This is a genomic window from Pseudomonas sp. FBCC-B1667, from assembly GCF_059133255.1.
In genome coordinates, this window is sequence record NZ_CP101437.1 from 421,214 (window position 1) to 444,677 (window position 23,464).

General features: G+C 52.7%; 18 protein-coding genes and 2 pseudogenes. 6 read left to right on the top strand and 14 right to left on the bottom strand.

The window, feature by feature from the left end; genetic code table 11:
• Window positions 1–348: 348 nt before the first annotated feature.
• Window positions 349–909 carry a hypothetical protein gene (locus NL116_RS01805; protein ID WP_494375774.1) on the bottom strand — a complete coding sequence of 187 codons (561 nt, stop codon included), beginning with the start codon at window positions 907–909 and terminating at the stop codon, window positions 349–351.
• Window positions 910–2,130: 1,221 nt separating this feature from the next.
• Between NL116_RS01805 and NL116_RS01810 the strand changes: the two genes are divergently transcribed.
• Window positions 2,131–2,610: a sn-glycerol-3-phosphate transporter gene (locus NL116_RS01810; RefSeq protein WP_494375775.1), complete on the top strand. Its 480-nt coding sequence runs from the start codon at window positions 2,131–2,133 to the stop codon at window positions 2,608–2,610.
• 22 nt (window positions 2,611–2,632) lie between these two features.
• A complete protein-coding gene (locus NL116_RS01815; RefSeq protein ID WP_494375776.1) occupies window positions 2,633–2,776 on the top strand; it encodes a hypothetical protein in 144 nt (47 codons plus the stop codon).
• Between the two features lie 163 nt (window positions 2,777–2,939).
• Here the strand turns inward: NL116_RS01815 and NL116_RS01820 are convergent, their stop codons facing one another.
• From NL116_RS01820 to NL116_RS01855, 8 genes are all read right to left on the bottom strand, one after another.
• The gene (locus NL116_RS01820; RefSeq protein ID WP_494375777.1) at window positions 2,940–3,938 is read right to left on the bottom strand and encodes a TauD/TfdA family dioxygenase; all 999 of its coding nucleotides are present in this window, start codon (window positions 3,936–3,938) and stop codon (window positions 2,940–2,942) included.
• Window positions 3,939–3,941: 3 nt separating this feature from the next.
• A complete protein-coding gene (locus tag NL116_RS01825; RefSeq protein ID WP_494375778.1) occupies window positions 3,942–4,976 on the bottom strand; it encodes an amino acid--tRNA ligase-related protein in 1,035 nt (344 codons plus the stop codon).
• Between the two features lie 953 nt (window positions 4,977–5,929).
• Window positions 5,930–6,286: a histone-like nucleoid-structuring protein, MvaT/MvaU family gene (locus NL116_RS01830; protein ID WP_494375779.1), complete on the bottom strand. Its 357-nt coding sequence runs from the start codon at window positions 6,284–6,286 to the stop codon at window positions 5,930–5,932.
• A 385-nt stretch (window positions 6,287–6,671) separates the two neighbouring features.
• Complete coding sequence (locus NL116_RS01835) at window positions 6,672–8,252, bottom strand: flavin-containing monooxygenase (RefSeq protein ID WP_494375780.1); 1,581 nt, start codon at window positions 8,250–8,252, stop codon at window positions 6,672–6,674.
• Window positions 8,249–8,947: a hypothetical protein gene (locus NL116_RS01840; protein ID WP_494375781.1), complete on the bottom strand. Its 699-nt coding sequence runs from the start codon at window positions 8,945–8,947 to the stop codon at window positions 8,249–8,251. The genes NL116_RS01835 and NL116_RS01840 overlap by 4 nt, the downstream gene beginning before the upstream one ends.
• Before the next feature lie 707 nt (window positions 8,948–9,654).
• The gene (gene hcnC, locus NL116_RS01845) at window positions 9,655–10,890 is read right to left on the bottom strand and encodes a cyanide-forming glycine dehydrogenase subunit HcnC (protein ID WP_494375782.1); all 1,236 of its coding nucleotides are present in this window, start codon (window positions 10,888–10,890) and stop codon (window positions 9,655–9,657) included.
• A complete protein-coding gene (gene hcnB, locus NL116_RS01850) occupies window positions 10,883–12,292 on the bottom strand; it encodes a cyanide-forming glycine dehydrogenase subunit HcnB (RefSeq protein ID WP_494375783.1) in 1,410 nt (469 codons plus the stop codon). Before hcnB ends, hcnC begins: the two co-directional genes overlap by 8 nt.
• Window positions 12,289–12,603, bottom strand: a complete 315-nt coding sequence (locus tag NL116_RS01855; protein ID WP_494375784.1) for a (2Fe-2S)-binding protein — start codon at window positions 12,601–12,603, stop codon at window positions 12,289–12,291. Before NL116_RS01855 ends, hcnB begins: the two co-directional genes overlap by 4 nt.
• A gap of 1,913 nt (window positions 12,604–14,516) precedes the next feature.
• On the opposite strand from NL116_RS01855, the gene NL116_RS01860 reads away from it, so the two are divergent.
• Window positions 14,517–15,113, top strand: a complete 597-nt coding sequence (locus NL116_RS01860) for a transglycosylase SLT domain-containing protein (RefSeq protein WP_494375785.1) — start codon at window positions 14,517–14,519, stop codon at window positions 15,111–15,113.
• Between the two features lie 140 nt (window positions 15,114–15,253).
• Here NL116_RS01860 and NL116_RS01865 read toward each other — a convergent pair whose 3' ends face one another.
• On the bottom strand, window positions 15,254–15,967 hold the full coding sequence (locus NL116_RS01865) for a hypothetical protein (RefSeq protein ID WP_494375786.1): 714 nt from the start codon (window positions 15,965–15,967) through the stop codon (window positions 15,254–15,256).
• A gap of 184 nt (window positions 15,968–16,151) precedes the next feature.
• Here NL116_RS01865 and NL116_RS01870 point away from each other — a divergent pair, with 184 nt between their 5' ends.
• The 3 genes from NL116_RS01870 to csrA all read left to right on the top strand — a co-directional run bounded on the left by NL116_RS01870 (window position 16,152) and on the right by csrA (window position 17,507).
• Window positions 16,152–16,913: an ion transporter gene (locus tag NL116_RS01870; RefSeq protein WP_494375787.1), complete on the top strand. Its 762-nt coding sequence runs from the start codon at window positions 16,152–16,154 to the stop codon at window positions 16,911–16,913.
• A 1-nt stretch (window position 16,914) separates the two neighbouring features.
• Entirely contained in the window at window positions 16,915–17,046 is a 132-nt protein-coding gene (locus NL116_RS01875; RefSeq protein WP_494375788.1) for a YHYH domain-containing protein, read from the top strand.
• 269 nt (window positions 17,047–17,315) lie between these two features.
• Window positions 17,316–17,507, top strand: coding sequence for a carbon storage regulator CsrA (csrA, locus tag NL116_RS01880; RefSeq protein ID WP_494375789.1), 192 nt, complete (start codon window positions 17,316–17,318; stop codon window positions 17,505–17,507).
• 495 nt (window positions 17,508–18,002) lie between these two features.
• Here csrA and NL116_RS01885 read toward each other — a convergent pair.
• The 4 genes and pseudogenes from NL116_RS01885 to NL116_RS01900 all read right to left on the bottom strand — a co-directional run.
• Window positions 18,003–18,542, bottom strand: a pseudogene (locus tag NL116_RS01885) (plasmid pRiA4b ORF-3 family protein); the annotation flags it as partial.
• A gap of 19 nt (window positions 18,543–18,561) precedes the next feature.
• Window positions 18,562–18,736 (bottom strand): annotated as a pseudogene (locus tag NL116_RS01890) (DNA adenine methylase); the annotation flags it as partial.
• Window positions 18,737–19,305: 569 nt separating this feature from the next.
• A complete protein-coding gene (locus NL116_RS01895; protein WP_494375790.1) occupies window positions 19,306–21,978 on the bottom strand; it encodes an autotransporter family protein in 2,673 nt (890 codons plus the stop codon).
• A 135-nt stretch (window positions 21,979–22,113) separates the two neighbouring features.
• Window positions 22,114–22,497: a hypothetical protein gene (locus tag NL116_RS01900; protein ID WP_494375791.1), complete on the bottom strand. Its 384-nt coding sequence runs from the start codon at window positions 22,495–22,497 to the stop codon at window positions 22,114–22,116.
• Window positions 22,498–23,464 lie beyond the last annotated feature (967 nt).

A 23,464-nucleotide genomic window follows, 5' to 3' on the forward strand; every position in this document is an offset into this window, starting at 1 on the left:
GCGGACCCTGTAAACGCTTGGTCGTGGACCACCGCCAGCGCCTCAACCTGTTTGGAGTAGTGACAGGTCGGCTACCTAAGATCACCCAATGATCAGCAGATCAACCAGCCGTCGAAACGATTAGATTAGGGCTAGGTCGTTCAAACGGGTGAACCACAGAATCGCAACAAGCTTGGTCGCAATAAGTGCTTCGTTCGAGCAATTGGCCAGCCGGTAAACAGGCCGAGTAACAGCATGGTAAACAAGAAAACAGGAGGGTTTCCTGGTTAACATGAGACTGGTTAGCCGCGTGGTTCGCAGCGAACAGGGCATTGCCGATTGTCCACTTGGTATGTAGTCGCTGAACCCTCAACGAACACAAGCCACCTGGAGGGTAGTGCTGTCAATGACGCTGTTAGCGTCGCCATAGCCAAGGCCGACACCATAGTGGTAACCCACGCTGTTCGGCGTACTGGACCAGTAGCCATTAACAATGCCCTGGCACCGACCGTACAAGGGCCAGCCGTATACCGAGCACATCTCTGCGTTACCGACATACCCTCCGTTTGGGTAGATCGCTGGCGAGGAGGTGGCATCAATGAAGAGCTGTTGCAACTCATCCTTGGTTGGCAACCGAGCCTCATTGCCTAGCCTTTGACAATATTTATCGGCATCAGACCAAATGCGTTGAGTAATGTCTGGCGCAAGGAATTTGCCGACGCCGATCACTCTCACTAAGGTCACCACAGGTGACCGTCCCACTTTGCCATTGGAAGGATCGGTATTTTCCGAATCGGTGCCAGGCCTCACTTGTACTGCCAAGCGTTGATTGAGATCCGCTGCTTGGGTGGTATAGGAATGGGCGCCACCGACGATTAGTGCTGTCAGCCATAGGCCGAGCACCACGTCCCTCAAAATGGGTCTGTTCACGCTACCTCCTCGCAGCACACCAGCGGGACAGTCGAAGTGCTACCTCATCAGGTAAGATAATAGCGGGGCGAGTACAGGGCCACCGGTCACGCGTTCTTTCCTGCTACCACTCTTGTCAATTGCAAATAAGCCCTGCCCCGTTGGACATGGCACCTTACCGCTCAGGCTAGCAAGGCAGTCCATTCAACATGTCTTCAGCGCGAGCCCGAGATAAGCCGGCTGAGGGCAAAGCTGACCAAGTACCGCGCTCGCCACATGTGCTGATCTAATGGCATCCACCAGCCTAGCAGCAGGTTGTACCGCAGGCGCCGTTGTAGTGATTAAGTCGCCCTGCCTGATATCACCTGGAATTCTCCGAATGAAATGGAGAATCATCTGCGAGGGTCTCTCCATTTCAAGCGGCATATCTGCCCCGGCAACCAATCGTCGCACTATCCTGCGTCGGGGCGGAAAGTACGCACCCGTACGCACACTGTTACGTAATGAACCGTGCGCAATTCTGAGACTGGCCAGTGAGCGCCCCGCCATTCCTGGCCGGTGCCGCGCAATCCCCACGCATGACCACGTGCGAGAAAACCCAAGCTATGAATGGTTCTCTGAGCCATGCTCCGAATCTGGCAGTTCATACTTTAGCGATCATGCTTCAAAAGCATCGGTGCCAAACCGGTGGCAGGGAAGGCAAGTGGCAACTCCCATCGCTTGTTCTATGCTGATCCATAGGGAGCCCCGGCCAGTTTGCAGGCATGTCCTGCCGTTGGTGCCCTGTCGTTGGTCATCTCAGTCCCCCTGCTTACAGCTGAGTCCCCCACGCTGACGACAGGGTGCGACCTACCGTCTACTGACTGTTCGGCGCCCTTCAAATGAGATGACCCCCAGCACCGGTTTCCAGCGCCGAGTTTCCACGGTATCGCCGTACGTCCTCCGACTTCAAAAAGGGAACCCCTCTCGGAGACACATTCGGCTTGACGGACCACCGGCTAGTTCAACGCGAGAGTGATTCGCACTCTACGGCGTTTCAAGCGCGATGTTGAATCGCCTAGATTTGTACCGTTTCAGCGCAAGTAGTGCGTCAAATAACAGATGGGACAATTCGTACGTAAAACCCTAGCTGATCGAACAGCGAAAACCTGATTGCTATTCAGCACACCGAGCCCCAGAGGCGGACGAGCGAAGGTGCAGTGTCAATTTCTCGCCAGCCCGCCCAACTATAGAGATAGCAATATGAAATGCCGATTTTCAGGCCTGCTGCTTCTGGCACAGGTCACCGCCGCGTTGGCGATCGAAGCGCCTCCTCAGGACGCGCAAGGCTTCTGGTACGCCCAAACCAGCATCTACACCCGCCATTTTTCACCCGACTCAAATCACAACAACAGTCAGGATCTGATAGGCCTGGAGCGTAACGAGGCTTCCGGATTTGTGTATGGCGGGGCAACGTTTCGTAATTCGTTCAGCCAGCGCTCGTACTACGCCTATGCGGGTAAGCGCTATGACATGATCGACCATCCGGTGTACCTGAAGCTGACCGGCGGCGTAATCCAGGGCTATCGTGGCGAATACCGCGACAAGATTCCCCTGAACCATTATGGCGTCGCACCGGTATTCATCCCATCCGTCGGCGCTCACTATGGGCCGATGGCCAGTGAGTTAGTGCTTCTGGGGGGCAATGCAGCGATGGTTACAATGGGGGTGCGCTTCCAATAAATTCCGCCTGACTGGTTTGCTCATGGAGCTCGCATCCCCGAATCTGCTTGGCGGGCAGGTTTTTGCCGCTCAGCGCAAGCCGGTGGTGGTTTCCTTTTCAGCCGCACTTCGACAATTGCTCGACAGCCGCCGTTTCAAATCGAAACAAGATCGGCAGGTCCCATAACTGGTCACGCGGGCTAGCGCCGATCTGGACCACTTGGAAGCGCGAGGAGAATTCGGCAAAGAGGCCCCGGAGGCTTATCCTATTCCGCCGAATAGCCCCACATACATGTTGGGGGGCAGAGGGTTCCCTCCGCGAGCGCGGAGGGAAAACAGCGAGTAGATTTTTAAATGGCGAAAGATCGCTCAGGCGCTACGTGCCCACGCATGCGCTTGAAATCCTGTGTGACGTTGATCTTTTTTAACCAGCGATCCTTGCCGTCATAGCGGGGAGTAAACGAGCGGCGCCCATGCACCGCACGATGGTTATCAAGTATCAATAGCTCACCAGGTGCAATCAGGATGTCCTGCTGAGCGCGATCAAGCCTTTCAACGAGCCGATTATATGCCGCTACGGACTTATCTTCGGTACTGGCGGGCTTCATGAACTGGGGATCGATGCGCATATATGGCCGTGACCGATCACCAAACAGAATGCTTTCCTTTACAGGATTATTCAGCATGTTTTGCATTCGTCTATGCGCCGCACATTCAGCCTCGTTCGTGGCGGTGGCCAAATGGCTGACGTGGTCCGAATCCGGCAGGAAGTAAAAATTCTTGGCAAACAACGCCTCGATATCCTCCATTCCCGTTTCAGCGGGGAACGCGCTAACCGTTGTGGGAACGTTCTGTGGATTTCGCAACCCGAGCAGTAGAATGAAGTCAGGTCGATTTTCGGTAAAAGCGTCCTCTGTATGCCATGTGAGCTCGTGTTTACTGCCCGCTCCCAGCTGAGTAAATTCGGCTGATTTCATGGGCACGATATTTTGGGTCAAGTGACCGCCCTGCTGGCTAATAAATGAGTACGGCGCACCCAAGCAGGAAGCCATCAGCGCTAAATAAATATCTTCACGCATGATAGGTCGATTGGGGTCAGGCTTGGTGGTGTACGGTGTGACTCCAACCCTTGCCTCGTCTACTTTAAATCCGCTGACATGTAATGTCGCACCTAAATGCTCTCCCCGATATTCAGAAATCATCATTCGCAAAGAGCGCGGCATATCTTGACTGGCGGGTAACGCCACTCGATGCAGGTGATATTCACTGCTTACAGTGCGTTTAATTGATGAGATGAGCGTGTCAATCTGTTGATATTCTTTCGAGTCCAGAACGTAGGAATCCAACATGATTTACTCTCCACTTTTTACGTCGAGAATTTTACGATTGGGGCCGTTGTCGTGGGGCTGTACAAAATCCAGTACCGTTCGTGAACCCGAAATAAAGCGGAGCAGGCGTTCGAGGCCAATACCGAAGCCCGCCGTCTGGATCTGGCGGGTACGTTTCCATTCCGCGTGGCCATACGTCAGGGTTTCTTCCGATTCACCCAGATTACTCACTGATTGCGCAAGAATTGCCTCACCGGTTTTTGGACGAATACCTCCAGTTGAAATTTCACCATAACCGAATGGCAGCATCAGATCGTAAGTGTCGTAGTTGCCTTCGGCGTTTTCATGGTACACCGCGTCGCGAACACTCTTCGGATAGTTGTAGATCCAAAAAGGTCGATCAAATTTTTGACTAAGCATCTGATCTTCTTCAAAGCTCAGATCAGTCTGGCGATCGGGATTTGCATTAATCAGTTCTAACGCTTGACGAAAGGTAATCCGCGGGAAATTTCCAGTCATCATGGCACTTAGGTGTTTTTCTGCACCCCGGGTGTCAAAATCAATCAAGCGCTCGACTTTCTCAACCAGGCGGCTCGCCACACCTGTAAGAAGCTTTTCAGCGGTCTCTAAGACTTCCTCCATCGATTCAGTTTTCAACTCAACTTCGATCTGAAAAAAGGTGTTCAAGTGCTTACGCGAATACACCTCGCCTTCTTGTAGGAGGCGCATACAAGGCGCCAAGCAATATACCTTGTCAAGGTACTCTGTCGCTTGTTGCTTTTCGAAATTATGGCTTACAGGCAAGTAATACGCGTCTTTGCCGGTGACGGATACTTGACACTCGATATCACTGGAGATGTTTTTTTTCACCTGCGGGCGCAAGCGGTCCCCAACGACGGCATAGGAATGAAATGCTCCAGGTTCGAGTTCACTCGATAATATTGCGGGCACAATTTCATTAAAACCGATCTCGTCCATCGTCGATCGGATGGCCGACAACGCCATAGTCGTCCATTGGTAGGTCTGATTGTTCGAAAACTGTCTCTTTTGTTCCATCATTTCTATTCTTCCCTAGGATTGTTGAGTGTTACAGCGGTAGCCGTTTAATCATTGCGAAGGTTGAGAGGAAGGTGAAGTAAATAGTTCTTAAAAAGAGTTTTTGATTGTTTTTGAGAGGAGGGCGCGCTAGTAGGCCCTGAGAGGATTGGTACGGTTTCAATGGCGTAAGGTTGCGCCGAGCAGAGTCCCCCATGCGGTGATGGTTTTTGAGGAAAGCACGAAAGCCGCGATGGCACAGCTAATTGACCGTCAGGACGCGCCTAGGGGGTCGTCGCAAACGGACGTTGATGAAAGCCAATACCCGCGCACTCACCTGCTGCGTGAGCAAGAGGGCAGGGAGCCAACGCAGCTGGACATTATCGGTGCGTACTTTGGGGTTTAGGGAGCAATGGAACCCGTACTCGGCTTGAGAAGTCGTCGCCATCGAGCGCATCGCGGAAGTGCTGCTTGACCTAGTCACCGGCGTACAGGGTCACAGGGGTGCATCGATGCGGCTAACGGCCGATTCGTCCTGAATACCCAGTGCGGTATTGCAGGAGACTCGGCCGTTTCTGAAGCCGTACTGAGCCGTCTATTCGCGACGATGGACAGCGCCGGCGACCTCTATCGCCGGAGCGAGCGCGTTCGCCTCTATGAAGTGGACGATAACGACCTGCAGCAAGGCAACCATGGCGAAATTTTCAACGAGCGCGGTCGGACAATGTTCGAGGTGGCTTTGCCCTGCGATTCGCAGGTGCTGGAGACTGGTCGGCGCAATGAAAAGCGCCGACGTTGCCGCCGGCGTTCGAAAACAACGACGTATTCTGATCTACCAATACATCGCTTACTTAGATGGGCCAGACGTTTGCCCTTGGTTGGCTTCTGAGCTCGCCGCCCCTAAATAATGTACCGTTACGGTATAAGAGCCATAGGGGCTTTTTCTAAGCAGTGATGCTCCCCAGGCAATAGCTGGTTTATTCCTGAAGCCAATTTTCAACCGTATCAGCACCATACTGTTGCTTCCAGACCTTGAGCCGCGTGTTATTGCCGCCTTTTGTCTCAACCACTTCGCCCGATTCAGGGTTGCGGTAGACCTTGACCGCGCGAGGTTTGCGAGTAAGTACCACACCTGTCACCGGTGTTACCCGGCGAGGGTCCAGCATTTTGGTGATGTCACGAAGACTTTTACCGTACTCATCCATCAGGGCCCGCAATTGCTCCTCAAACTCCATTTCTACTAACAATGCAGGGTTGTCACTTAGCGCATCAAGTCGCGTTTGAAGCTCCTTAAGCGCTTTTTCTGTGGCGCGGTATTCAATGATCAACGACATAGTGACTCCGTAATTGGATACTGCTTAATTGTAAATTAGTCGAAAGCTCGGCGTAGTGAATATTGTAACATGTGTATGTGGGTTTACAGGTTTTGGCATTAGTGGGGGCGGGGAGCAACGGAATAGTCCGGCTTAAGGTCGCGCTGTGCCTTGGCTCCCCGATCCCCACTCCCTTTCTGGCTGACTTCGGTTATCACTGATTTTGAAATTGATGAGGGCGTCTAAACGCTGAGATCATCCACTCATATCTGTCTTTTAATACATCACTAAATATTCGCGGCGGCTAAATAGCACCACCTTTGCAGTCGATGGTGCCCGGTTTGCGTGGATAGTTGGATCGCCAAAAAATAGTGCACTTCTAAAGGGGTGAGGCAGGCAGACCGAATCACCCTATTATTTTGAAGCGTTTAAACCCAAGTAACGAAAGTAGTCGGCAAGAAAGGTAAGTAAAACTTTCGATGAGCAGAATGCGCGCCGGCATGGTGGGCAATCGCTTTATAATGGGCTTGACCAGATCGGGTTTTGCGCCAGGACCATACAAGCGAAACATGCCAGGCCATAGGAATGAGAAATTCACTTTATACCAGGTGCGAGTATCGAAGAAAAACAAAGGCCACTGCTTGGGCATAACACCAATGGTGTTCGCCAGGTTCTGCAAGTACGAATAATAGTCAATGATGTGACCTGCCCGGAGGAAGTCAACGGGGAATTGATGTTGCGCCAAAAGTTGCTGTTTTTTAATTGAGATTTGCATCGCCCCCGTGTCTGGCAGGGTAATATGGCCGCTGATAAAAAGACCCAGCATTCTGCTTTGTAATTCCGCGAGCACGGGTACGCTCCCCACGGCGGGACGAACAAACCCTATAAAAGCGAGATTTTTCTCGTGCCCGGGTAAAAAGACGTAATGATAAAGAGCGTTAGACGAGGGTATTTTAGCCCTGAGTTCATCGGACAAAAATTCATAGTTTGGTTTGTAGCCGGTGCAGCACACAATTAAGTCGGCAGTCACCGATGAACCGTCACTAAAATGCACCGTATTACCATTTAGTTCAGTAATTTCAGGCTTCAAGACTGCCGCCCCTTTTAGGGTCGCCCGAATAAAATTGCAACTTTTGGTGGTAGTGCGGCGGAAAGGACCAAGGTGACGGATTGCGGGCCAATGATTATTTAACCTGTCTATTTCCGCTTGTATTTTCCTATCGGTGTCTGAGCGGATAGCTGACAGTTCAAGTTTTCTTTTTAGTTTGAAAAGAAAGGCCAGCCTGCTGGCGTCAAGGGTTTTAGGTAAGCAGTGATAGATTTTCGAGGTGTCAATATCGGTCGGGCGGCCATCATGATATCGAGGGATAAAGTACCCAGGCCATCGGCGTACTGACACGGTCGTACTGCAGGCATGTTCAGTGGAGAAATAGCTGAGGTCTGAAGCTGTCTCGCCCAAACCCAAAAATACAACATTTCTGTTTTTTAAGTCGGCAGGATCTCGCACGTCACTGCTGTGGATAATTTCACCCGAGAAACGCTCCTGGTTGGGCAACAACGGTAGATTGCCCTTTCCATTAGCGCTACAGCAGACGACCAGGAAATCAAATGCTATAGACTCTTCGATGCCCGCGGCAACGATAGTTACATGCCATTTTTTGCCAATGAAGTTCGTAGACTTGACCACTGTGTTGTATTGAATGAGATCGGAGATGCCATTGGCATCGGAATACCGCTTCAAATAAGAAACATACTCCTCTGCCGACCACATCTGCAGGTCATGCAATGTTTCAGCGGCTAAGAAATCGCTAAACCCCACCAGCAACGGGTTGTTAACCAGGGTGAGTCCTTTGTAGGCGTTGGCGAATAGCCCTCCTAAAGTGTCGTTTTTTTCAAAAATCGTGATCGTTGAAACAGGATTCTGTTCTTTTATTTCTTTGGCCGCACAAATACCTGAAGGGCCTGCGCCAATGATGCAAATGTTCATGAGGTCCTCACCTGATCAAGGCAATCGAACAAGCACCCAATGAACACCTTGAAGTCCTTAAAGTGCGAATTTACGATCCAGAGTGCAGTAGTCAACGCCTCTTGATCCAACTCGATCTCGTGAAAAATTGACAGGTCGACGGCGTTGACCACTTCGCTCTCAATGTGGCTCTCACCAAAATAATTTAAGGTGACTCCTGTCTCACGCTGAAATAATCTGCTGATGTGACGTGTCTGGGTCAGAAAGGTTTTGACTGTGGACTCACACGACTCCATGGCCGTTATCTTCAGCGCGGGTGAACTTGCGCAGCTCTGAGCTCTGTGCATCACCCAGTACATGTAATCTCGAATGGGCTTTCCTTGGTCCGACCATATGATGCTCATGGCATCTTTATAATTCTTCACGTGATGGCCTGCGCCCATTGACTCCAGATCCGTGACTAGCATCTCCCAGTGTGTAGCATCGACATAGGCATGTCCGTTGATGGCCCGCTCAAAATCGTTCTGAGGGTGCTCGTATGCGTTGTACATTAGATTGACGTCTCGAAACGTCATCGTCATATGCACGAACAGTGGCCCCCACAGCTTTAGCAATGCGGTTGCTTCGACACTGGAGATGTCGCGAATCTTCAAGAAGAGCTCATGAGACTTCAAAATTTCGTTTTGACGATTTATTTCCGCAAATATTCGGCGCATATCAGTCGTTCCTTGGGGATAAGATTTTAATGGTACAAACAAATTACATCAGGTTTCGTACGACAATCGTGGAACTAATAGCTATCCAAAGCGTATTAAATACCAGTAGCGTCGGGAGCATTTTTCGCATACTTACCCAAATTAAGAGCGACGAGGTGATAAGCGTCAAAAAGTGGAGCTCCCAAATTTCTTTTCCGAATAACAAGCCTGGGATAATGACCAAGGCTTTGGCCATCCAGGCCAAAAACTCGATAATATTATAGTCGGTCCAATATCCCTGCCGGAACCAAGACCCCATGCAATCGGTGATTCGCTGCCATCCAATGACGGAGTACAAGGTGGTCGTTATTGCCAAAAATAGCGCTAGCACACTTAATTCGGTAGTCATTGTTACCCCACAATGTATAAAGGCCACGGTTCAAAAAATACGAAGTAAAACCAGAGAAGTACGTAGAATCAAATCGATTGAATTCTACAGCTAGTCTCAATTTCATTTTATTTTTGCGACGCTGGCCCAAAAAATATCAATTCTTGGCGCTCTTGGCGCTCTTGGCGCTCTTGGCGCTCTTGGCGCTCTTGGCGTTTGATAGTCATGATTTGCTAAGAGTGCGCCAGTAGTTATGGGACGTCCCGGGTAAGGCATTCATTCCTAAGCCGCTGATCCTCGAAGTCGAAATGTGACAATCACCGTAGCGGTGATAGATCTCTTACAACTCCACTGCAACTTCAAAGCGATCCGCCAAAAACGGTGTGATGTCCAGTGGCAACGTTTCGTTGTTCACCAGTTTATCCAGCAACACCCCGGTAATCGCTGACGTCAGAATCCCTGTACGGAAATGCCCACATGCATTCAGATATCCCTTCACCCCTTTCATCGGCCCCAATATAGGCAACTCATCCGGCGAGCCTGGCCGCAACCCGGCCCAGGTTCGTTTAAGATTCACATCGGCCAACTGCGGAATACAACGCACCGCGCCTTGCACCAGTCCGGTGATTTCCGGGTAAGTAGTGGTCACGTCGAATCCTTTGTCCTCCGTGGTGCTGCCAATCAATATCTCGCCGTTGTCCTTCTGCGCCACGTAACAGTCGCTGGTGGTCAGGCAGCCTTGGAGTATTTTCGGCATGCGTTCAGTCAGCAGGATTTGCCCCTTCACGGGACTCACCGGTATCCGGATCCCAGTAGCCAGCTCACTCAAGTCCGCCGCCCAAGCGCCTGCCGCATTAATCAGCGTCTTGCAGTGAAACACTCCGGCCTCAGCCGTTTGTACACCGTGGACCTGCGACCCCTCACGTAAAACCCCAATGACATTGGTGTCGAAATATAGGTCAACACCGTTCTGCCGCGCACCTTCGGTGTAGGCATCAGACAGCCGGAACGGACTGACTTGATGGTCGCCGAGAAACTCCAAAGCCCCCTCTGCCTCGTGACTGACGCTCGGTTCGGCTTCGCGTAATTCAGCTTTATCGAGCCAGCGAATCTGCTCTGCCAAGTGCGGAATACAGGCGACGATGTGCTCGGCGTAGAGGCGGTCTTCATCGTCGTAGATGACAAACTTCAAACCGGTCTTTTCGAACTTGATATCCATGCCGTGGTTGTCACGCAACTCTTGGTGCAAGGCGGGGTACATCGCGTTGGACTGCAAGGCGAAATTAAAAAATGACGGGGGCAAGATGTGTGGTGTGCTGGCATCAACGGCTACCGCCGTCCCGTGAGCTTCGCGCTTGCGATTTGCCGACATCATGCGAAAGAAAATGACTCCGCAACCCAATCCGACTGACTCGCCAATAGCCCACAAGCCGCCGGCCGACGCACGGGTTGCGTTGCCAGGGCGCTTAGCATCAATCAGCGCAACCTTGAGGTTTTTGCGTTTGGACAATTGATAGGCACAGGCCGCCCCAATCACACCCCCACCGGCGATGACCACGTCATAAAACTTACTCATGGCTGACGGCCTCCGGGCTGACTAATGGGAACGCTGAAAAGGGAATCGGATCGATCGGAAAACGCGGACGTAACCAACCCACATCCACGCTTCCCGTAGCTTCGCGCAAACGATCAGTGCAATAACCGACGCACATCCGCCCCTGACAATCCCCCATGCCGACACGGGTACGCATCTTCAGGCCAGCCAAGTCTTGTACTCCCTGCTGCAGAGCCCGGTCGATGTCGGCGCGAGTCGTATGTTCACATCGGCAAATCACCGTATCGCCGTTTGGCAATCCGACCTGCCCGGCCCCGCGTTCGGTGTAACGGGCAACGCCTGCTCGAAAGCGGACGATGGCTTTGAGTTTGGACCGGTAGCGATGCCGTTTCGCCAGAGCCAACTTCTTGTCCAGCACATCGCGCTGCACAAGGATCGACACGGCGGCGATTTTTCCCGCTAGCATCGCCGCTTCCCCCCCGAAAATACCCCCCATGTCGCCGGCCAGATGCACGTGTGGCTCGCTGCTTTGCTGCCAGATATTGGCAACGCCCCTCAAGTAACCGTCGTTGCTTAAATCGTGGCTCAGGCCCATTTGTTGACTGAGCTGGGTGCGCGGGATGAAACCGTAACCGAGCGCCAGGGTTTGCGCGGGGATTTGCTGTGCGCGGACCAGATCGGGCACCCAGGTACTGGAGTACGGTGCCACCGTCACTGTGCTCAACTCGCCCTCGCCCTGGGCCGCCACTACGCCCCAACCATACTGCATCGGGATGCCATTCAATTTGAGAAAAGCGAGCATGCTTAAACCATCGAGGAAAAGGTGTGGTTTGTTCAAGAGCGCGAGGCTTTCCCGGGCAATTTTTCGGAATGCGCATGCCTCATACACCCCAGCGACGGTTACGCCGCAAGCATGCAGTTGACACGCCACCAGCGGCAACAAAGGCCCGGTACCGGCAATCACCACCGGCCCTTGAGGTCTGACCACTCCGCTTTTTATTTGCAGCTGCAAACCACCCAGTAGCATCACGCCGGGCAAGGTCCAACCGGAGAACGGCACGCTGCGTTCATGGCAGCCAGCGGCGAGCAAGAGCTGTGGACACTCAATTGCCTGTAAGCGCTCTTCGGCGTCCAGCATCAGCAACGCGCGAGTCCCTTCAGAACCAATCACCCGGTGATTCAGGCGCACATCGATCAGTTGCGCGTGATCTTGAAATTGCCCATGCAATTTGATCAGCTCTTTCGCATAGCGTGGCCCCAAATAGTCCAGTTGCACGCCATCGCGCAGCGGTCCTCGATAGACCACCCCGCCAAGTCGCGAGGCCTCTTCAAGCAGCGTGCTACGTACGCCGTGCCTGGCCAGTTCAATAGCCGCGGCCATGCCCGCCGGCCCACCGCCGACGATCACTGGATGCCGGTTCATACGACCCCCTGCTCGGCGATACGGTTGACCTGGGTTTCCACGGTCATACCTTCTCGAACCACCGTCTGGCAGGCACGTCGTTTGTGCCGGCCATTGATTTTCACCAGGCAGCATTGGCATACGCCCATGCCACAATATGCACCGCTAATTTGATCGTGGTCGTTACGCGCCACTTGGCGAATACCTAGGGATTGAATGACCGAAAGGACGGTTTCGCCGTTGGCGGCACTGATCGCTTGGCCGTTGATGTGAACGGTCATGTCGTGACACTTCAGTGGTTGGATATCGAAGGTTCTTTTTATGTGTGGCATTACGGTGTTTTTCCATAAAAATTAAGACGAGTCACCGCGTTTAAATGCACCAAATCTGGCAACGCCCACCTGATACGTAAAAAACTAAAGTCGCTGATCCGCTTATTACTCAGGGCAAAATTGCGCACGACATGACTGTAGTAGATGTCGTAGAAGTCCTTGATATTTAACGTTAACGGATGTTTCCGGAGGTGACGGACTGTGTTCGGCCAGGCCTGGCCAGGCATCGATATCAACGTGGACAATGTTGGGGCGGCGGGTAGAGGACTCGCACCTCCAAGTCACCTACAAGGCAGGCCATGTTGGTTGGCGCTTGCGCGCCCGCGTCATGCCCGGGGCGCCTATCAAAAGCCGATCTAAGCGGAACCCGGAAATGCACCAAGCCAAGAAAGGCAATGAAGGCCCATATCGGAGGGGATGATGAATCGGGCCTGGTGCAGCGCCGCCATTTAGATGTTCCGCTTCATCAGCTGCGTTTAGCTCCCCATTGGTTTAGTCATTTTTTTCGACGGGGTTGCGAATTGCTCCGAGCAAGGCTGAGCAGGGCAGCAGCAAGTCGCACATCCTGGCTGGTTTTTGGATGCCTCTGAATCGCATGGTGTATTCAATACGTGGGTGTTTGGTTTGGGCTGGCGTAAGGGGAGGGCGTGCCGTTGACGTCAATCTGCTCCCGGCGGGCGAATTGATCCTGCACTGCGTTCTTCCGAAGAGCTGGCTATAGCTAAATGGCTAATCCGGTAGAAAACGGTTAAGGCGATGCGGGGACGTACGCGCAGGCGAAGCATGGCCTCCTGCCAACGCCTCGGACGGTTGGGGATTGCGCCCGCATACGATGGCGAGGTGAATCGGAATGTCTGCAATGGGTAGCGGGGCTAGTGCTGTGCGGTATAGGCCGGCAACCGGTGCGCCTGGATACGTAGATTGTGTGGCGTTGCGTGAGCGTTTGTCTTGACGACGTTGGTCTGTCTTCCGCGTGGCCGACACCCCTCGAGAAAGACGCGAAAATTCAAATTGCCGCTAAAGCCACTCGGCTAGGCTGGGGAGGTCAAGGCTTTGCCTGGCTGAGCTCAAGTCTGATAGGACTGGAGCGTCTGGTCGATCGACGCTGATCGGCCGTCGACTGTTTCTCGATGAGCGGGTGCAACGCTGAATCTTGCTGCCATCCGGCGCCCGGGGCTATCGAGGCGAATCACATTTCTCCTGCGGTGATAACGGTCCCCCCGCAGGAGCGACCGCTTTGAGGCGATTGACTCCATCAATGGAATGCTTTTGGAAGTAAGTTGAAAAAAAAGATGAGCATTTATCCCGCATGCTTGCATCTGACACTGTTGACGGAGGTTCGGTCCTGTCAGCCGCTCGTTGGGAGTCTTCGGGGTCCGAACAGGCTTGTAACAACAGGCAAGCCAATGCCGGGATGAGTAAGCTTGCTCGATTATAAGTCTTCATTGGCGCTCGCGATCTCGTTTATGGCGCGGCAGTTAAATACGTGGGGATGCTAGGCACGATTTGATTGAAAGCCTTGCGTATAAACGGGCTCTTCGCTGCGCCAGGAACAGGCCGATCCCCTGAAGACAATTGTAGAACGCTTAACAGGCATTCTCAGCCCGCATAGGGCTCCAGGGAAGGTCCATGTCTGTGAATGTTCCATCGTCGATAGCGATTTTTTTTATTAGTTCCCGCGCAGAGGCCCATCAAGGCGGCCAGCTTGTTAAGCGTTGTCGATCCTTGGTACCACGCTCGATCGGATAAAAATCACATGATGTCCTGGAAGGGCGCATCAGTTGGTTACAAAGTGGGCCCTATGAGTGAGTGACCCTCTACGGCGACAGCCCTTCAGAACCTCGTTGGGCGGTGCAGGCGCGCAGCTTTACGAGGGCGAGCAAAGCCCTGTTCCATTCGGAGGGCAAAGAAGAATGCGTGCGCACGTTGGGACATTGTTACTGATGTTGGGATTGGCTGGTTGCACTACAGCGCCACCGAAAGATCAGAAAAATCTGTGCAATATTTACCGCCAGTATCCAGGTTGGTATGAGGACTCGCTCGACATGCAAAAAGCATGGGGAACCCCTCCGCATGTGGCAATGGCGATCATGAAACAGGAAAGCAGTTTCATCGCTGATGCCTTACCGCCTCGTGATTACCTTCTGTGGGTGATCCCATGGGGGCGCGTGAGCTCGGCTTACGGTTATCCGCAGGCACAAAATCCGGTGTGGGGCGAATATAAAAAAGCTACCGGTAATGGCGGAGCACGTCACAACTTTGATGACGCCATCATGTTCATCGGGTGGTACACCACCGGCACCCATCGCCAGCTCGGCATTTCCAAATGGGATACGTACAACCAGTACTTGGCCTATCACGAAGGCCGTGGCGGGTATAGTCGCCAATCCTACCGAAAAAAACCTTGGCTGATGGAAGTCGCGCGTAAAGTCGAGCGTCAGGCACAAACCTATGGGGCGCAGCTGACTGCGTGTCGCGCCGAGTTGGAGGACGATCGTAGCTGGTTTTAAGTTTGTGTGGCACACAGTGAGTTGCTGCTTTCTGCGTTTTAAGATCAACGAACAACAGCTCGCCCTAGAGGGGGCCATAATGGAGCTGACGAATTGGGTCGAGCGCACAGGTGCCTATAGCGGCAATTTTCGGCTATTTCTTATCGACACTCATCATCTGCGTCGAGTCGTCCACATCGCTTGTGTATACGCTTACTTCCGAGAAGGCCGACTTTAACAAACACTTCCTCCACCTCATGGCTGATCAAAAATTCCGAAAGCTGTTGTCGATAGCGCTCGTAATGGTCCAAGGTAAAGTCGTCGAAACGTGCGACAAGGAAAACAAGACCTCGACCGCCTTGGCTCGATATCTGCTGATGTGCCTGCTTTAGGTCAGAGTCGAGTTTTTTCATAAAGCCGCCAGATAACTCTTTGTAGACAGACGCATCAAAGACGTCTTTAGCGCTGAAGCGCCTTATCTCATCGACCGAGATACCAATGGATTTCACCTCACAGTAGCGACGATTGTTACCATCCCTGTAGGCAATGTCCCGCTTTCTGGTTCCGTCCTCCTGCAAAATCTCAACGGTATTAAAGCCTTGTCGAAGCAAGAACTGATAAGCGAACGCTTCATTCAGTTGATTGAAAAATCCCTGTTTACGTTGGCCGCTGCGGTGATCTAGAAAGTGGTCGACGGCCTTCTGGGAAAGAACGCTCCATGATTCTGCATCCAAACTCGAAAGGGCTTTGTCATAAGCTTTGTAAGTCGCTCGGGCTTGTGAAGACATGCGAAGGGTCTCATCAAGAGCGACGAAGAACGGATCATTCGGGTGGGCCTCATTAACCATTTTTACCAAATCGAGCATGCGGCGCATTGAGGTACCTAATAATATAGGAGTCTGAGGCAGACCCCGGCCTGTCCGCTATGCCGATTTTACCAAACAAAAATTCTTTTGAGGGCTCTCCCTACATACAAGGTAGGCGTTCTTGATTTCAATGCGAGGCGAAAACGTTATTTGCTAGCGAGCACTTAGCTTTCGTTAAAACACAGGAGTTGTCATGTTGAAGACCTTAATAGATAAATGGAGGGGCATTGTATTCAAAGCAATCAATACCCACCAGACCCCCCATAGAGGGCTCACCACGACCAACAAAATATTATGCGCGCTAATAATACTGTCCATCACAACAGCAATATTAGAAACCGAACCAGTCGTTACGTCCGGTCGCGAACTGCTTTTCAAATATCTAGAGTTGTTTTTCATTGTGACGTTCCTGGCTGAGTACGTCGCCCGAGTCTGGACCGCGAAAGAAGATAAGGTCTTCTCTACAAGAATTCACTACATGTGCTCTCCCATGGCAGTGATAGATTTAGTCGTAGTGGTTAGTGCTTGTTTTACCCTGATGGGATCAAATGGATTCCTGGTACGAGCGGTAAGACTATTACGCATTTTGCGGATTGCTAAGCTCGGAAGGTATTCTGGCGCTCTGTACGCGATGCTTGCAGCGGTGAAGTCCAGAAAAGAAGAGCTGTTAATAAGCTTTTCCGCAGCAATAATCATCATGATACTTTCATCTTCACTTCTATATCTTGCCGAAAGCGAAGTGCAACCCGATAGCTTTGGTAGTATTCCTCGAGCGATGTGGTGGTCGGTTGCGACTCTAACAACGGTTGGGTACGGAGATATTTACCCTATAACCGTGATCGGTAAATTTTTGTCGGCAATAACCGCAATTAGCGGAATAGGACTGATCGCCATGCCTGCGGGGATTCTCGCAGCTGCATTCAGTGAGCTAATTCAAAAAAACAAGGCGCTATAATATGAAAGTGATTACTTGGACATTGGTTGCGATTCTGGCTACCGCTTCATTTTCGGCAGTAGCGCATGGGGGACGAACAGACAAATATGGCTGTCATAACGACAAGAAGGCCGGGACGCGCCACTGCCATTAGATACGCTGCATTTCTCTCTGGAGATGAATGCGGCCAATGAATTGAAGGATTACCTTACAGAAAATCATGACCATTCGTCGCCTAATTGATCCAGGGTCGCTGGCGGCGCAGACACGGGATTGGCTTGCGTTGGTTAGGTTAGGGCTGTTTTGGTTTGGGTAAATCTCACTCCCTAAACGCCAGCGAACTCATTCAGGCAGCACCTTTAGCCTCGCACTCGATCCTCAAGGTGCGGGGCTTTTTTTTAAAAAAATTAAAAGGAATTGATTATGCTCGTAGTAAAAAGAGGGTTGCAAGAAGTCATAATGATCGGCGACGAGACCACCGTCAGAGTAGTCGGGATCGAGGGTAATCAGGTTAGAGTTGGGGTCGACGCCCCAAAACATGTCGCGGTGCATCGCGAAGAAATATTCAAACGCATCAAGAGCCTCCATACCAAATCGGATCAAGACCCCGTTTAAGAACAGCCTGTATGTAAATCAAGGTTATCCCTACAGACGAACGCTCAAGTGACCGATTTAATGAGCGAGTGGATGTTCGGATACGCACGTCCGCTAGGGGATGTTTCCCCAATGGTGGGGCACCGGCTCTAGCAGCAGACATCCGCATTCGACAAAAACGCCTTTGCCCTGTTTACCTGTCGGTCTACAGGGCTTTTTTTCGTTCATGGGGCAGCGAAGCCACTCCGACTCCAGCGTCCACTTCATTACGACACTCAATGTCAGTTTCATATTCCGCCGATGGTGGCAGGGGTCACCGCACCGGTGATCATCATTGCATCTTCCTGAATGCCGGCATTTAAGGGGTTCCTCCGCTAAAGTAGCCCCGCAAAGCTGCGGGCTCCCCAATTCATGATGATCAGCTCCCCACCGACCTCGGACTTTCCCGCCCGTTGATTGGTCGTGGCGTAGCGGGGGGGCCGTAAGCGTCCGACCAACATCGCCTTGCGACTCAAACCTGAATCCGTTTAACCACTGATTCACGCGTTCGCACTCAACTACCGCCGGCTCAAAAACATTTCCATGCAATGGCGTCGTGCGTCTGGATAATCGGGATTGGCCGTCGCAACCAGAAACACCTCGTAGCCGGGCCTGCCACCCACGTTTCGACGCGGGCATGCATTGGCTCCGTCGACGCAATATGGAATCTGAGGACAGGCAATAGCGGGGAGCAATTTTTCGGCGTTGATATGGTGATGCCAACTGTCACTGAAGTCGTAGAGATAATTGAATGCCCGCTTTCCACTCCGCGCCTTGCTCAGCGTTTACGGGCTTCCGGATTTACCGCCGGCCCCAGCCATCAGTATCGGGCATGCCGTAACTCTCACCCGCAATTTCAAATTCATGCAGATGGTTATCACTCCACACCATCACGACCTGGATGACCTGGATGACATGGATGACATGGATGACATGGTGCAGTTTGCCCAAAGTAATGTTTTCAGGCGCCGCGAACGGAGGCCAAATCGTCGGAGTAATCCACTTCAACTTCAACATGGATGCCGGACAACCGTTACCAAGTGACGGAGAGGTTTTTTCTCGATCCGTTGCCGGTTGATGGCCGGGCCGGTCGTCGGGGTACTGAAATTCTGCCCCATAACCCTGCTCGCGAAGGCAGGGAATTAGAGGTTAAAAAGCCGTGCAGAACGCTGAATGTCGGTGAGGGTTTTCGGGCGGGTCATCTTTTGCCAGGTTCATTGCAAATCAGCTTGGCCACGGCACGCAAATTCGTCCAATGGATCGATTCCAGTGAAAACTGGAGCGAAGTTGGGAAGCTGGAGCAAAGCCTGATTCGTACAGAATTAGGAGCGACTGAAACCGTGCCCCTCTATAACCCTTACGCAATAAAGCTCTGCGGCATAGGGACAGAATGATACCCCTATATCGATGGCCGTATTCGAGCCGAAACGCCGGCCGCGGAGCAACCGATGAGATATTGATTTTCCGTGACCCGCCCGCAGTCCGGCCAATCGGCGAAGGACCGCTCGTGAGCAGGCCTAGATCACAAAAGGGTGTTCAGCTTGATCGAGTGTGCGACAAGCACGCCGCCAAAAGTGGGGTGACGGGGCGTTCCCCCTGCATGAATGGGAACAGGTGTGTCTCCCTGCGGGGCGACACCCCTGGATGCGAGCCATAATGAAAATGCTCCATATCTCTCGATATGGAACATTTTCTAGGGAGCCATGATTGCGATGTATTTCCAATGACCCGGTAAGCGATCTTTCACCTCGATCGGACAAAATTGCTCCGCATCACTGAGTTACCAGCGAACTCTCACCCCCGTTGATGCTTGGACATCAGATTTCACCCGAGTGTCGCCACTGATATCCCACATGTGTCCGACTTCACCGTACAGGCTCATCGTTGAGGTCAGAGCAATGGTCGCACCTGCAGCAGCTTCCCCGGAGATGTAGTCACCATTGTTTACTAGATCCGCAGAGCCTGCAGGACCCGAGAAGGTGGTCTTATCATGACCGATGCTGGCATGGTAAACATTGAGTCGGCCATACGGTTGTACACGACCAATTTGGTCAAACAGCAAGTCTCCCTTTACTCGCACTCCGAGGCGGGCAATCCACCCATCACCGGTTTCCTGATCCACTTGCGCGCCAGAGACGTTCAAGTTGTCAAAATCACTGTGCTGAAATATCAATTGCGCCTGCGGCTCGATGCTCCATTGATCGTTCAAAGGGTAGGCTTTGCCAGTCTCCACCGACGCGGCATAACTTTTCGCCTCACCCGACTTGTTCTGGTTGTTATCGGGATTGATGTCATAGTCATGACTGCCACCCTGCAATACGCTGTCGAAATACCAGCCCTCGTTGTTTCTCCACGTCGCATAAGCACCTAGGTAATTGGAGCTGAGGTCGGTCTTGCCTACTTGGCCATTTTGCCCGTGGGCATTGCCGGAGACGTTGACATCCCCATTGAGGTAACCGAAATAGATGCCGGTGTGCCATTCGGCATTTGCCCATAGATCGGTGCCGATTTGCAGGCCAGCAACATGCCCATCGCTCTCGGCTTTTGCAGCTCCCGATTCGGAAATATTCAAGTCGGCATATACCACCCGAACCCAAGACTCACGAAACTCCTCAGGGTCTCGACTTGAGGTTTTGGTCGAGCGGTTGTCCGGCGCATCTTCATCCCCAACGCGTCGATGCAGATTGCTCAGCATGGCCAAATCTTCCTGCCTGATTTGCGCCGGGAGGGCTGTCAGGAGCGGGACTTCGCTTCGATAAGCAGGCGTTTGGCCTCCCGAGCCTCCTGACGGTGCTGCCAAAGTAGAGCGCAGGTACCAGTTTTCTCCTGCGCCCTGCGCATCAGCAGCAAATAGACGGTATTCATAGGCACCTGCATCCACATGCCCCCCGGCCAGACTGAATGCGCTCTGCGTGGTCTGTGCGGTAGTGGTGGCACCATTGCTCGCCCCGATGACCTCAATGCCATTCCCGGAAGTCAATGCACCTAGCCCACTGAGATTGTTGATCTGGATGGTCGTATTGCCGCTCGCGCTGGCCGTCGGACCATCGAGCACCAACCGATCGCTGACGCCGGTGTTGCCGGCGGCACCCGTGCCTAAGACCAAGACCCCGTCGTTCCCGCTATAGGGGCCGGTGACGGTCAGTACGCTACCGGGGCTGGCACTGAGCAAGCTCACCCGACCACTGTTGTTCAAGGCTGCAACCTGCTGATTGAAGCCAGCGGTATCCAGAGTGGCCCCCGGAGCGACGCTATGGGCAGAAGCTGCACTGAAGGAGGCAGGTCCGCCGGCACGTAATGTCCCCTGTGCCACGTCGGTAGCGCCAATGTAGGTGTTGGCACCGCTCAGCACCAGCACGCCACTTCCTTGCTTGGTGAGAGCACCCGCACCACTGATCGCGCCCGACAAGGTCTCAGTGAAGGCCCCAGTATCGATCACCGGATCGGTGGTGCCGGTCAACTCAATTCCGTTGGCCAGGTTCAATCCATCAACAGTAAAGCCCAGCGTCGTGCCTTCATCCATGGCCAGGGGGCCGGTGCCCAGGGCAGTGTTGTGGCCCACCTTGATCTGACCCGCTTTCAATGTCGTGCCACCGCTGTAGGTATTGGCGCCGTTCAATATGGTGGTGCCGCTCCCCACCTGCGTTAGGCTGCCTGTTCCGGAGAGGACACCGCCTAAGGTAAAGACATCGGAACGATTGAGGATCAGGGTGCCCGCATTGCTCACATTGCCGACAAGGGAACCAGTGGTGCCTCCATTACCGATTTGCAGCGTCCCGTTGCTGATCGTGGTGCCACCGCTGTAGGTGTTGTCCCCCGTCAAGATTGTGTTACCGCTGCCTGCCTGTTCAAGTACACCAGTGCCAGAGATAATACCGGTATAGGTGACCGCGTCCGAACGATTGAGTCTTAGCGTGGCATCGTTGTTCACGTCGCCGACGATGGAACCGCTGGTACCGCCATCACCAATCTGCAGCACCCCGCCGCTGATCGTGGTCCCGCCGCTGTAGGTGTTGGTTCCTGTGAGCGTCAGCGTACCGCTGCCCTGCTTCACGAGTGCGCCAGAACCTCCGATTGCTCCCGTCAGTGTGTCGGCGTTGGCCTGTGTATCGATGGAGCCCGTAGTGTTGATCGTGATGGCGCGGGCAGTGGTGAGATCACTGCCCAGTTGCAATGTGCCGCCGTTAAAAGTCAGTCCAGCCGCGGCGGCGCCCAGGTTGGCGTCCGCGCCGACACTCAGCACGCCGGCATTGAAAATGGTGCCGCCCGAGTAGGTATTGGTGCCAGTGAGTGTGAGGGTGCCCGTCCCCGATGTTGTAAGCGCGCCACCGCTGACTGCGCCACTCGCATCGCTTAGCACGGAGTTCACGGTCGCTATTGCGGAGGTACCATCGACCTCAAATGTATGCGTGCCGCCATCGGACAGCAGAATGGAAACATCGGAGACGGTCATGTTGTCGCCGTCGGTATAGTTTCCGATCGTGCCATCGTTCCAGTTAATTGTTCTCGAGGCAGTACCTGCCCCCCCCCCCTTGTATTGTTTGTGCATCCAAAGCAGCGCCGCCATTAATGTTGATGGTGCCGCTTGCTAGTCCGCTGGGGGCGGACAGACCGCTATTGTGAAAACCCGTGTTCGGACGGTGCCGCCGTTGATCGTTAGAACGCCCGGAGCGCCACCGTTTCCCGCCCCGCCGAGTTGCCAAAGAATGATCGTGCCGGCATCTAACGTGCCATTATCCATTATCAAACTGCCAGTGGCTGATTGAGATAAGCCGAGCGATTCACCAATGAGCAAATTTTCGACCTGTGCGCTCAACGAACCTTGACTAAGATCCACAACGCCAATAGAAGGCGTGTAATTGCTATTTGCACCTGTACCAATATTCCAATTGGTAATGGCGTCAGTGCCGTTCGTGCCACGCAGAACCAGCGTGCCGCCTGTAATACCGTTCTGGAAGCTGATTGTTGCCAATCTGGATTTGATCAGCGCTGATCGTAGTATTATTGGACACGAAATTGCTCAGTCCCGACATGTCCAATTTTTTTTGCGTCCCATTCACCGTACCGCCAAGGCGAAAAACACCACCGGTATAGTCAAGCGTGCCACCCGCACCTATGAGCGTGCTGTGGTGTCATTACTGACGGTGATACCACTGACATTTGTTGTCGCGCTTCCAATATCGACGGTCGAATCTGTTGTGAACTCGATGGTTTGGGCTAGCGCAGAGTTTGGCGTTGCACCTAAGCTCAATAATAGAAAGCCCACTGCAAGCGGAGCAGGGTGATAGCCGAAAAACAACGGATTTTTGCTAACGGCTCGTTCGCATATGCCTCCGGAATTTTTCTCTGCATATAACGATAGTACAAAAAAAAGGGTTTCGTGTAAGCACGCGAGCAACTCTAAATATAGGGCTCATATAATCCTCGTGATTCTATAACGAAGGATGGTTTGAAGAGCCGCCACGCTACCACTCGATTAATCTAGAGCAGAATAAAGGGTTACGACCGTGCTGCGACTTTTGTCGTGTATTGCATCCGCAGACATAATTTTTTATCCGGATATTGAGTGGATGGAGCGAGGGCGATTTTAAGGTGCAAGTGATATTCAGATCTTGCTTTAAATAATGTTGAAACAGTAATGTATTAGCGTAGTCTACAACTTGAAAATATAAAATCTGGACGTGCAAGATCGCTACAAGCCTTGCTTTTTATTTGAGAGGTGATTAACAGGGGCTACGCGCATGTCTTCAAGCATGCAGGCGTTCAACCTGGTCACCGATAGAGTCCTTCAGAGCGAGATACCCATTACCTTAAAAAGGACAAATACCTTGAGCCAGCAACTCGAGCCGGAATGTCATTATGAGGTCATCTTCCCGGAGTGGCTGAAATGGCCGAGGTCATAATGGCTACGCTCTTGAGATATGCAGGAGCTTCAAGAG

What these genes read in the sequence shown, in the direction of transcription:
- NL116_RS01810 (WP_494375775.1), top strand. Translation starts at nt 2,131, where the DNA reads ATGAAATGCCGATTTTCAGGCCTGCTGCTTCTGGCACAGGTCACCGCC.
- NL116_RS01815 (WP_494375776.1), top strand. Translation starts at nt 2,633, where the DNA reads ATGGAGCTCGCATCCCCGAATCTGCTTGGCGGGCAGGTTTTTGCCGCT.
- NL116_RS01820 (WP_494375777.1), bottom strand. Translation starts at nt 3,938, where the DNA reads ATGTTGGATTCCTACGTTCTGGACTCGAAAGAATATCAACAGATTGAC.
- NL116_RS01825 (WP_494375778.1), bottom strand. Translation starts at nt 4,976, where the DNA reads ATGATGGAACAAAAGAGACAGTTTTCGAACAATCAGACCTACCAATGG.
- NL116_RS01830 (WP_494375779.1), bottom strand. Translation starts at nt 6,286, where the DNA reads ATGTCGTTGATCATTGAATACCGCGCCACAGAAAAAGCGCTTAAGGAG.
- NL116_RS01835 (WP_494375780.1), bottom strand. Translation starts at nt 8,252, where the DNA reads ATGAACATTTGCATCATTGGCGCAGGCCCTTCAGGTATTTGTGCGGCC.
- NL116_RS01840 (WP_494375781.1), bottom strand. Translation starts at nt 8,947, where the DNA reads ATGCGCCGAATATTTGCGGAAATAAATCGTCAAAACGAAATTTTGAAG.
- hcnC (WP_494375782.1), bottom strand. Translation starts at nt 10,890, where the DNA reads ATGAGTAAGTTTTATGACGTGGTCATCGCCGGTGGGGGTGTGATTGGG.
- hcnB (WP_494375783.1), bottom strand. Translation starts at nt 12,292, where the DNA reads ATGAACCGGCATCCAGTGATCGTCGGCGGTGGGCCGGCGGGCATGGCC.
- NL116_RS01855 (WP_494375784.1), bottom strand. Translation starts at nt 12,603, where the DNA reads ATGCCACACATAAAAAGAACCTTCGATATCCAACCACTGAAGTGTCAC.
- NL116_RS01860 (WP_494375785.1), top strand. Translation starts at nt 14,517, where the DNA reads ATGCGTGCGCACGTTGGGACATTGTTACTGATGTTGGGATTGGCTGGT.
- NL116_RS01865 (WP_494375786.1), bottom strand. Translation starts at nt 15,967, where the DNA reads ATGCGCCGCATGCTCGATTTGGTAAAAATGGTTAATGAGGCCCACCCG.
- NL116_RS01870 (WP_494375787.1), top strand. Translation starts at nt 16,152, where the DNA reads ATGTTGAAGACCTTAATAGATAAATGGAGGGGCATTGTATTCAAAGCA.
- NL116_RS01875 (WP_494375788.1), top strand. Translation starts at nt 16,915, where the DNA reads ATGAAAGTGATTACTTGGACATTGGTTGCGATTCTGGCTACCGCTTCA.
- csrA (WP_494375789.1), top strand. Translation starts at nt 17,316, where the DNA reads ATGCTCGTAGTAAAAAGAGGGTTGCAAGAAGTCATAATGATCGGCGAC.
- NL116_RS01895 (WP_494375790.1), bottom strand. Translation starts at nt 21,978, where the DNA reads ATGACCGTCTCCGATGTTTCCATTCTGCTGTCCGATGGCGGCACGCAT.